Raw genomic sequence first — 8,862 nt, 5'->3', positions numbered from 1 at the left:
CCCGCCTGCGGGGAGAGGTCGGAACGCATCGCGTGATGCGTTCCGGGTGAGGGGGTACAGGTCCATCCGCACACGGTGCTGGTGGAGAAGCCCCTCACCCCAACCCTCTCCCCGCAAGAGCGGGGCGAGGGAGCACACCGTCAATGCGGCGCTGCCGGAGACTTCACCGTCCCATCTGCGCCGGATCGTAGAAGAAGCGCTCCTCGATCAGCTCCTCGCCGCGCCAGGTCTGCCAGGCGACCTCCTCCATGCTGCGGACCTTGCCGTCCTTGCCGGTGAATTCGAACCGCCAGCAGATCGCGGAGTGATCGCCGTCGAGCAGCAGCGGCCCGAGCCGCGTCGTCTTCACGCCGGAGACCGCGGCCAGCACCGCCGCCTCGCGCGCCGCCAGCGCCTCACGGCCGACGCGCCATTCACCGTCGTTCTCCTGGGTGCGGGCATCGGCCGTATAGAAGTTCCGGATCGCGGCGACATGGTCGTTGGCTTCGACCGTGTCAGCGAAGGCTTGCAGCGTCTTGAGCGAAGGCATGGGCAATCTCCATTTACCGACTGATGGTCGGTATTTATCGACTGATAGTCGGTAAGTCAATTGGCTTACGCTTGGAACTCGGCTACAGATGCACGATGGCAACCCAGGCCGAGCGGCGCGAGAAAACCAGAGCCGCCATCGTCAAGGCGGCACGGCGCATCTTCGGCGAGCGCGGCTTTGCGGCTGCGACGATGGACGACATCGCGAGCGGCGCGCGCGTCGCCAAGGGCGCGGTCTATCATCACTTCGCGACCAAGGAGGCGGTGTTCGAGGCCGTGTTCGAGCAGGTGTCGATCGATCTCGTCGCCGATCTCGATCGCATCTCGCGCGCGGAGAACGATCCGCTGGCAGCGATGGCCGCGGGAACGCAGGGCTATTTCGCGGCGTGCTCGAAGGGTCCGACCGGCCAGATCATCCTGCGCGACGGCCCGGCCGTGCTCGGCTGGGAACGCTGGCGCGAGATCGACGCCAAGCATTTCGGCGGCAAATTTCCGCGCGCGCTTTCCGCTGCGATGGACGCCGGCGTGATCGCAAAGCAGCCGATCGAGCCCCTGGCGCGGCTGTTGCTCGGCGCGGTGACGGAGGCAGCCGTTGCGGTGTCAGCCGGTCCCGATATCGGCAAGACCGGCACCGATTACGCGCGGGCGTTTCGGTCGTTGCTGGATGCGCTCAGGGTGAAGTAAGCCCAGCTTCCTCCCCGCGTCGTCCCTGCGAAAGCAGGGATCCATAACCACAGGGTAGCGTTGTCGAGGCGCGCTGTGGCCCCAGCGTTTTGCAACAATCGACGGTCGTGATTATGGGTCCCCGGTCAAGCCCGGGACGACAGCGAGTTTGCGGAGACGGCCGGGCCGCCTCAGTCCTTGTCGCTCTCGAGCTGGAAGATCTGCGAGCCTTCGCCGCTCGAGATCAGGCCGGTCTTGTTGTAGAGGCCGAGCTTGGCGCGGGTATCCGAGATGTCGAGGTTGCGCATCGTCAGCTGGCCGATGCGGTCGGCCGGCGTGAAGGCGGCGTCCTCGACCTTCTCCATGCTCAAGCGCTCCGGCGCATAGGTCAGGTTCGGGCTCTCGGTGTTGAGGATGGAATAGTCGTTGCCGCGACGCAGCTCCAGCGTCACCTCGCCGGTGACGGCGCCCGCCACCCAACGCTGCGCGGTCTCGCGCAGCATCAAGGCCTGCGAATCGAACCAGCGGCCCTGGTAGAGCAAGCGGCCGAGCCGCATGCCGCTGATGCGGTACTGCTCGATCGTATCCTCGTTGTGGATGCCGGTGACCAGCCGCTCATAGGCGATGTGCAGCAGCGCCATGCCGGGCGCCTCGTAGATGCCGCGGCTCTTGGCCTCGATGATGCGGTTCTCGATCTGGTCGCTCATGCCGAGGCCATGGCGGCCGCCGATCGCATTGGCTTCGAGGAACAGCGCGACCGGATCGGCAAACGTCTTGCCGTTCAGCGCGACCGGCTGGCCTTCCTCGAAACGCACCACGACCTTCTCGGGCTTGACGTCGCAGTCGGCGCGCCAGAACGGCACGCCCATGATCGGGTTGACGATGGTGATGCCGCTCGACAGGCTCTCGAGATCCTTCGCCTCATGGGTCGCGCCGAGCAGATTGCTGTCGGTCGAATAGGCCTTCTCCGCGCTCATCTTGTAGGCGAAGCCCTGCGCGGTCATGAACGCCGACATCTCGGCGCGGCCGCCGAGCTCGTCGATGAACTGCTGGTCGAGCCAGGGCTTGTAAATCCGCAGGCTCGGATTGGTCAGCAGGCCGTAGCGGTAGAAGCGCTCGATGTCGTTGCCCTTGTAGGTCGAGCCGTCGCCCCAGATGTTGACGCCGTCCTCCTGCATCGCCGCGACCAGCATCGTGCCGGTCACCGCGCGGCCGAGCGGGGTGGTGTTGAAATAGGTGATGCCGCCGGTCGAGATGTGGAACGCGCCGGACTGGATCGCGGCGATGCCCTCATGGACCAGCTGGGTGCGGCAATCGACCAGGCGGGCCTTCTCGGCGCCGAAGTCCATCGCCTTGCGCGGGATCGCGTCGTAATCGGCCTCGTCGGGCTGGCCGAGATTGGCGGTGTAGGCAAAGACCTTGGCGCCCTTCAGCTTCATCCAGAGCAGCGCCGCCGAGGTGTCGAGCCCGCCCGAGAACGCGATGCCGACTTTTTCGCCAGTGGGCAGGCTTTTCAGAATCGTACTCATGGGACGGTCCAATCGGTCGAAATCGGGATGTTTGACGAGGCCGAATATCAAATTTCGGAAGGCGGGGCACGCCTTTAATCAGGCCTCGGGCTTGGCTGGGTCCGCCTGGCTGCCGCGGCGCCAGCGCTGCATCCAGCGGTAGCCCGGCATCGCGAGCCGCGTGAGCGCGGCATCGACCTGGGCGTCGGTCAGCCGGGTCGAGGCCCAGCGGTAGATCAACGCATAGAACAGCCAGACCGTGAGGAACGACACCAGGCCCGCGATCGCCACATCGGTGAAAAAGTGCCCGCCGAAGGCCATTCGAAGCCCGCTGGTGACGATGCCGAACACGGTCGCCCCGGCAAAGGCAAGCGGCCGCCATGCGGGCGGCGCCAGCGCTGCCGGCGCGTAGGTCCAGAACGCAGTGGCGCCCTCGCCGGAGAAGAACGAGCAGTTGCGCGGGCAGCCGCCGCGCGGGTCCCACCACGGCATGAATTGCAGGTCACCGCCGAACTGCGTCACGAACACCGGCCGCGGCCGGCCCCAGTAGTTCTTGAAGGTGAGGTTGGTGAGGACGCCGGCCGAGAGCAGCATCGTGGTGAGCAGGAACACCGCGGCGCGGCCCGACATCAGCATCGGCCGCTCCGGGTGGATGAATTTCCAGATGATGGTCACGATCGCCGGCAGCACCAGCGCCCAGGCGATCCACATCGCCGCATCGCGCGCGAACTGTGCCACCGCGTCGAGCTTCACCGGGAAGGTTTTCTGTGCGGCGTCGTAGAACAGCGCGGCCAGCTTGAGGTCGAGCTCGGGATAGATCCCGAACACGAGGCCGATGATGAGCGCGAGCCCCAGCGCGATGACAAGTCCGGTCCGGTTCATGGCGCGCGGTTTAGCCGAGGCGGCGGGACATGGGAAGTGTGCGGTATCGTCATCCCCGCGCAAAGGCTTCGCCTTTGTCGCTGGAGGTGCGAGCTCTTGCGAGCCTCGAAGGATGCGATCTTGCTCCGGCCCATCCTTCGAGACGCCGTGCTACGCACGGCTCCTCAGGATGACGGCGGTGCTTGCGACGGCAATCGCGACGATAATGGCGGGGGCGGCGGCAACGGACGTCGCGGCTCGCGCCAGGCGCCGGCGGTGCGGCCGGCGATCAGCCAGTAGACCAGGCCGGCGACGATGCCGGCGCCGGTCATGATCTCCAGGTGCCGGCGCACGATGCCGTGGAATTGCATCATGTCGGGATCGAACGGGACCAGTCCGAGATAGCAGGCCGCCCCAACGATCGCGCCGCCGACCGCATAGGCCAGCACGCTCCTGATGAAGAAGGCCTCCGTGATCAGCACCACGATCAGCGCCGGCAGCAGCGCAAAGCCTGATATGAAGATGAAGCCGAAGCCGAGCACGATATCGATCGCGCTCTGGTCGATCTGGCCGCCGAAATCGCTGACCTCGGGATACAGCACCGCGACGACCACGATGATTCCTGCCACGAAGCAGGCCATCAGGAAGCCGAAGGCGACGACGAACAGGCGGCCGATCAAGGCCATATCTAGACCAAAGCCAACGGAGCTGGCATCACACGAGCGCTCCATTCACCCGATTGACAGCCGGCAATTCGCCAGAATGCGTAGCCGGCAACAACGCCCGCGAGCGTTACGATTGCGAGCTCGCTGACGCTGAATGCCACACAAAATGAACGCGCCTGAATCAAGTCGATCTTTGTGCAGGCGACATCAAGCAATGCCGCACCGAGGCCAGAAGCCGACACATAGAACCACTTGCTGCGAATCTTCAGCGTTTCAGTGAAAATCAGAACGACAAGCGTAGGGATCAGCGCGAGCATGGCGCTCGCCAATGTACCGAAAAGCGCTATGAGCAGGAGACCCAGAAACGGCCCGTAGAAATCTGACCCCGCATAGTGGCGAAGGTTGTCGAAATCGACCAGCACCTTCCCCGCAAGCAGCACGATTACGGCAAGGAAATTGCCCACAACGAATGCCGCTATTATCCGTAGGATTCGTCTAAGCGGCGCCATCCTTCTCTCAATCCGTCATCGCCATCGCGCGCAGCGCCTGGCGCTCGCGGGCCGAGAGCTTTTCGGTCTCCGACTTGAGCTGGCCGCAGGCGGCGAGGATGTCGCGGCCGCGCGGCGTGCGCACCGGCGAGGAATAGCCGGCGTTGAAGATGTATTCGGAGAATTTCTCGATCTGCTCCCAGTCCGAGCATTCGTAGGCCGTGCCCGGCCACGGATTGAACGGGATCAGGTTGATCTTCGCCGGAATGCCCTTGAGCAGCTTCACCAGGAGCCGGGCGTCGTCGAGCGAATCGTTGACGCCCTTGAGCATCACATATTCGAAGGTGATACGCCGCGCGTTCGAGGCGCCGGGATAGTCGCGGCAGGCCTGCAGCAATTCCTTGATCGGATATTTGCGGTTCAGCGGCACCAGCTCGTTGCGCAGCTCGTCGCGCACCGCATGCAGCGAGATCGCGAGCATCACGCCGATCTCGTCACCCGTGCGCTGGATGTTCGGCACCACGCCTGAGGTCGACAGCGTGATGCGCCGACGGGAAATGCCGATGCCTTCGTTGTCGCCGACGATCAACAGTGCATCGCGCACCGCGTCGAAATTGTAGAGCGGCTCGCCCATCCCCATCATCACGATGTTGGTGACGCGGCGCGTGCCGTCCTCGCGATCGGCCCAGTCGTTCAGCCGGTCGCGCGCCACCATCACCTGGCCGACGATCTCGCCGGCGGTGAGGTTGCGCACCAGGCGCTGCGTGCCGGTGTGGCAGAACGAGCAGTTCAGCGTGCAGCCGACCTGCGATGAAACGCACAGCGTGCCGCGATCGGTCTCTGGGATGTAGACGCACTCGACCTCGTGCGGCCGTTCGACCTTGTCGCCGCTCGGCAGCCGCAGCAGCCATTTGCGGGTGCCGTCATTGGAGATCTGCTCGGCGACCACCTCGGGACGGTCGACGGTAAAATGCTTCTCGAGCTCGGCGCGCATGTCCTTCGAGACGTTGGTCATCTCGGCAAAGCTCTGCGCCCCGCGGAAATACATCCAGTTCCAGAGCTGCTGGGTGCGCATCTTGCGCTGGCCCGTCTGCACCCCGATCTCGCCGAGGCGATCGGCGATCTCGGCGCGCGACAGCCCGATCAGCGACGGCTTGGCCGGCGGCACATAGGTCTCGAGCGGAACCTTTTCGACCAGCGCGCTGGCGCCGGGTACGGCTTTGGGGGTCACGGTGTCGGTCATGAGACCTCAAATAGGCCTTCCAGCCGGTGCTGGAAAGCCACCAAATTCCTCGAATTTGCGTCTTGGCCCGGCTTTAGCGCCGGCAGTCCTGCCCCAGCCGGTCGAGCGCCTGCGCCAGGCCCTTCAGCGAGAAGCTGTCGATCGTCTCGGTGCCCTTGGCCGAGACGGCTTTTACCGTCAGATCGGCCGATTTGCGCATGGCTTCCACCATCCGCTCCTCCTCGGCCGCATTCTTGATCCAGAGGCCGTCGCCCTGCGTGTACATCGCATAGGTTCCGCCGCCGACCTGGAGCGTCGATTCCGAACCCGGCTTCACGGTGTAGCCGATCATGATCGAGACTTCGTTGACGACCTTCTCGGCCGGACGGGTCGAGATGAAGGCATAGGCCGGATCGCGCGGCCGGTTCGCCGGGTTGCTCTTCGAGGACGCCGGCTTGGCGAGCGCAAAGCACACCTTCTTGCCGTTGGGCGAGGCGGTGTAAGCGCCCCAGGTGCCGAATTGGCCGATCAGCGTCGGCTCCGCGCCGCCGGCCGCAGCCGCGGCGGCCGAAGGCGCCGGCTTGGCTGCTTCCTTGGCCGTGTCTTTCTTGGGCGCAGCCTGCATTGGTGCGAGGGAGATGATCCCGCACAGACCACAGGCAGCCAATGATGTCAGAATCTGCCGCACGGCCAACTGGTTCCCCCATCATTGTGACTGCAAGATGGCCCGGCGATTCCCCTCCGCCGGCTCGGATGGATACCCGGGAAACGCTTTTTTGGGAAGGCAATTACGGCTGGCCGCGCGTGCAGACCACAGCCGCATTGCGCGTCCATTCTTCTCAGTGCGTGCTCATTGCTTGCCGATGCACATCAGCCCTTATCAGCGCTTATTAGCCTTTGGCGCGCGCCGCGCGCTGGCTCTCCCACTGTGCATCGGTCCATTGCAGCAGGTCCTCGGCACCGGAACTGCGCAAATGCGAGCCGCCGTCCTGCACCACCATCTCGCCATTGATGTAGCCGGCCTGATCCGAGATCAGGAAGGTCGCGAGATTGGCCAGCTCGGAATGCTCGCCGGCGCGGCCGAGCGGATTGCGATGCGACCACGTCTCATTGCGCCCTTCGGGACGCAACTGCCCGGTGGCGCCTGCGGTCGGGAACGCACCCGGCGCGATCGCCACGGTGCGGATGCCCTTCGGGCCCCATTCGACGGCAAGGCTCTTGGTCATCGCCAGCACCGCGGTCTTGGCCATCGACGACGGCACCGTGAAGGCGCGGCCGGTGATGGTCGAGGTCGAGAGGATCGAGAGCACCACGCCCTTGTGCTTGCCTTCGATCCAGCGGCGGCCGGCGGCGAGCGTGCAGTACATCGTGCCATGCAGGGTCGGCGCGAGGATCGCGTCCGCCGCGCGGAATGACAAATGTTCGCTCTGCGCAATAAAGGTTGCGGCAGCATTGTTGACGAGTACGTCTATCGGCGCGTCCTGCCAGATCTGATCCATCATCGCTTCGACCGCGGCGCCGTCGCGGATATCGCAGCGCGCGGTCGACACCTTGGCGCCGAGCTCGCTGCGGAATTTTGCTGCGGTTTCCTCCAGCAGCCCCTCGCGCCGGCCGCAGATGATCAGTTCGGCACCGAGCTCGGCAAAGCGGGCGCCCATCGCCGCGCCAAGGCCGGAGCCGCCGCCGGTGATCAGGATGCGCTTTTTCGCTAGCAGGCCTTTTTCAAACATAGTTTGATCCCTCCGCACTGTATTGTCGCTCCGCCGCAAATCCGGCATGAAGCTTGTAGTCCAAGATCTTGCAGCTCTTTCTGCGTCCGAAACTCAGGTGTGTCCATGAAAGCCATCCTCTGCTCGCAATACTGTCAACCCGACGATCTCGTGCTGGCTGACGTGCCCGATCCGGTGGCTGGTCCCGGCGAAGCCGTGATCGCGATCAAGGCGGCGGCACTGAACTTCTTCGACATTCTGATGATCCAGGGCAAGTACCAGATCAAGCCGCCGTTCCCGTTCTCGCCTGCCGCCGAAGTTGCAGGCGTGATCGAGAGCGTCGGCGCGGGTGTCACCGATCTGAAGGTCGGCGATCGCGTCGTTGCGTCATGCGGCCACAACGGCGCGCGCGACAAGATCGCGCTCCCTGCGAATTCGATCGTGAAGATTCCCGACAATCTCGATTACGACCGCGCCGCAGGGATCATCATCATCTACGGCACCGCGCTGCATGCGCTGGAAGATCGCGCGAGCCCGAAGCCGGGCGAGACGCTCGCGGTGCTCGGCGCCGCCGGCGGCACCGGCCTTGCCGCGTGCGAGCTCGGCAAGTTGATGGGCCTGAAGGTGATCGCCTGCGCCTCGTCGGACGAGAAGCTCGCATTCGCCAAGCAGCACGGCGCCGAGCTGACGCTGAATTACGCCAAGGAAGATCTCAAAGAGGGCCTGCGCAAGCTGACGGATGGCAAGGGCGCCGACATCGTGTTCGATCCGGTCGGCGGCGCCTATGCCGAGGCCGCGTTGCGCTCGACCGCATGGGAAGGCCGCTTCCTGGTGATCGGCTTTGCCGCGGGCGACATTCCGAAGATTCCGCTCAACCTCGCGCTGCTGAAGGGCTGCGATATCCGCGGCGTGTTCTGGGGCGCGTGGGCGCGGCAGAATCCGGAGAAGAACCGCAAGAACCTCGAGAAGCTCGTGCAGTGGACCGCGGAAGGCAAGATATCGTCGCACGTCGACCAAACCTTCCCGCTGTCGCAGACATCAGAAGCGCTCAAGGTGCTCGCCGGCCGCAAGGCCATGGGCAAGGTGATCCTGCATCCGGGAAGCTGACGGACGATCTGTCCGCGTTCGGGCTGTGCTCCCTCGCCCCGCTCTTCGCGGGGAGAGGGTTGGGGTGAGGGGCCGCCTCCGCATAGACGGCAACAAATGCGTACGCGGAGA

The 8,862-nt window shown here is 64.8% G+C and carries 10 protein-coding genes; 2 read left to right on the top strand and 8 right to left on the bottom strand.

Translation table 11 applies throughout. The features are described from left to right. Positions 1-163: 163 nt before the first annotated feature. Positions 164-529, bottom strand: a complete 366-nt coding sequence (locus tag H8A95_RS26610; RefSeq protein WP_163159849.1) for a nuclear transport factor 2 family protein — start codon at positions 527-529, stop codon at positions 164-166. 95 nt (positions 530-624) lie between these two features. On the opposite strand from H8A95_RS26610, the gene H8A95_RS26605 reads away from it, so the two are divergent. Beyond that, positions 625-1,212 carry a TetR/AcrR family transcriptional regulator gene (locus H8A95_RS26605; RefSeq protein ID WP_163159850.1) on the top strand — a complete coding sequence of 196 codons (588 nt, stop codon included), beginning with the start codon at positions 625-627 and terminating at the stop codon, positions 1,210-1,212. Positions 1,213-1,382: 170 nt separating this feature from the next. On the opposite strand, the gene argG is transcribed toward H8A95_RS26605, so the two are convergent. The 7 genes from argG to H8A95_RS26570 form a co-directional block, all read right to left on the bottom strand. After that, entirely contained in the window at positions 1,383-2,720 is a 1,338-nt protein-coding gene (argG, locus tag H8A95_RS26600; protein ID WP_163159851.1) for an argininosuccinate synthase, read from the bottom strand. Positions 2,721-2,798: 78 nt separating this feature from the next. Then, positions 2,799-3,581: a phosphatase PAP2 family protein gene (locus tag H8A95_RS26595; RefSeq protein ID WP_229185899.1), complete on the bottom strand. Its 783-nt coding sequence runs from the start codon at positions 3,579-3,581 to the stop codon at positions 2,799-2,801. A gap of 164 nt (positions 3,582-3,745) precedes the next feature. Next, positions 3,746-4,246 carry a hypothetical protein gene (locus H8A95_RS26590; RefSeq protein WP_229185898.1) on the bottom strand — a complete coding sequence of 167 codons (501 nt, stop codon included), beginning with the start codon at positions 4,244-4,246 and terminating at the stop codon, positions 3,746-3,748. A 2-nt stretch (positions 4,247-4,248) separates the two neighbouring features. Continuing rightward, positions 4,249-4,734: a hypothetical protein gene (locus tag H8A95_RS26585; protein WP_229185897.1), complete on the bottom strand. Its 486-nt coding sequence runs from the start codon at positions 4,732-4,734 to the stop codon at positions 4,249-4,251. A 7-nt stretch (positions 4,735-4,741) separates the two neighbouring features. After that, positions 4,742-5,956: a dual-specificity RNA methyltransferase RlmN gene (rlmN, locus tag H8A95_RS26580; RefSeq protein WP_163159854.1), complete on the bottom strand. Its 1,215-nt coding sequence runs from the start codon at positions 5,954-5,956 to the stop codon at positions 4,742-4,744. Between the two features lie 73 nt (positions 5,957-6,029). Then, entirely contained in the window at positions 6,030-6,629 is a 600-nt protein-coding gene (locus tag H8A95_RS26575) for an invasion associated locus B family protein (protein ID WP_229185896.1), read from the bottom strand. A gap of 196 nt (positions 6,630-6,825) precedes the next feature. After that, positions 6,826-7,665, bottom strand: a complete 840-nt coding sequence (locus tag H8A95_RS26570) for an SDR family oxidoreductase (RefSeq protein WP_229185895.1) — start codon at positions 7,663-7,665, stop codon at positions 6,826-6,828. A gap of 105 nt (positions 7,666-7,770) precedes the next feature. Between H8A95_RS26570 and H8A95_RS26565 the strand changes: the two genes are divergently transcribed. Then, the gene (locus H8A95_RS26565) at positions 7,771-8,751 is read left to right on the top strand and encodes an NADPH:quinone oxidoreductase family protein (protein WP_229185894.1); all 981 of its coding nucleotides are present in this window, start codon (positions 7,771-7,773) and stop codon (positions 8,749-8,751) included. Positions 8,752-8,862: the final 111 nt, after the last annotated feature.

Source organism: Bradyrhizobium oropedii (genome assembly GCF_020889685.1).
Lineage (GTDB): Bacteria > Pseudomonadota > Alphaproteobacteria > Rhizobiales > Xanthobacteraceae > Bradyrhizobium > Bradyrhizobium oropedii.
This window is presented reverse-complemented; position numbering and strand designations above follow the sequence as displayed.

What these genes read in the sequence shown, in the direction of transcription:
- H8A95_RS26610 (WP_163159849.1), bottom strand. Translation starts at nt 529, where the DNA reads ATGCCTTCGCTCAAGACGCTGCAAGCCTTCGCTGACACGGTCGAAGCC.
- H8A95_RS26605 (WP_163159850.1), top strand. Translation starts at nt 625, where the DNA reads ATGGCAACCCAGGCCGAGCGGCGCGAGAAAACCAGAGCCGCCATCGTC.
- argG (WP_163159851.1), bottom strand. Translation starts at nt 2,720, where the DNA reads ATGAGTACGATTCTGAAAAGCCTGCCCACTGGCGAAAAAGTCGGCATC.
- H8A95_RS26595 (WP_229185899.1), bottom strand. Translation starts at nt 3,581, where the DNA reads ATGAACCGGACCGGACTTGTCATCGCGCTGGGGCTCGCGCTCATCATC.
- H8A95_RS26590 (WP_229185898.1), bottom strand. Translation starts at nt 4,246, where the DNA reads ATGGCCTTGATCGGCCGCCTGTTCGTCGTCGCCTTCGGCTTCCTGATG.
- H8A95_RS26585 (WP_229185897.1), bottom strand. Translation starts at nt 4,734, where the DNA reads ATGGCGCCGCTTAGACGAATCCTACGGATAATAGCGGCATTCGTTGTG.
- rlmN (WP_163159854.1), bottom strand. Translation starts at nt 5,956, where the DNA reads ATGACCGACACCGTGACCCCCAAAGCCGTACCCGGCGCCAGCGCGCTG.
- H8A95_RS26570 (WP_229185895.1), bottom strand. Translation starts at nt 7,665, where the DNA reads ATGTTTGAAAAAGGCCTGCTAGCGAAAAAGCGCATCCTGATCACCGGC.
- H8A95_RS26565 (WP_229185894.1), top strand. Translation starts at nt 7,771, where the DNA reads ATGAAAGCCATCCTCTGCTCGCAATACTGTCAACCCGACGATCTCGTG.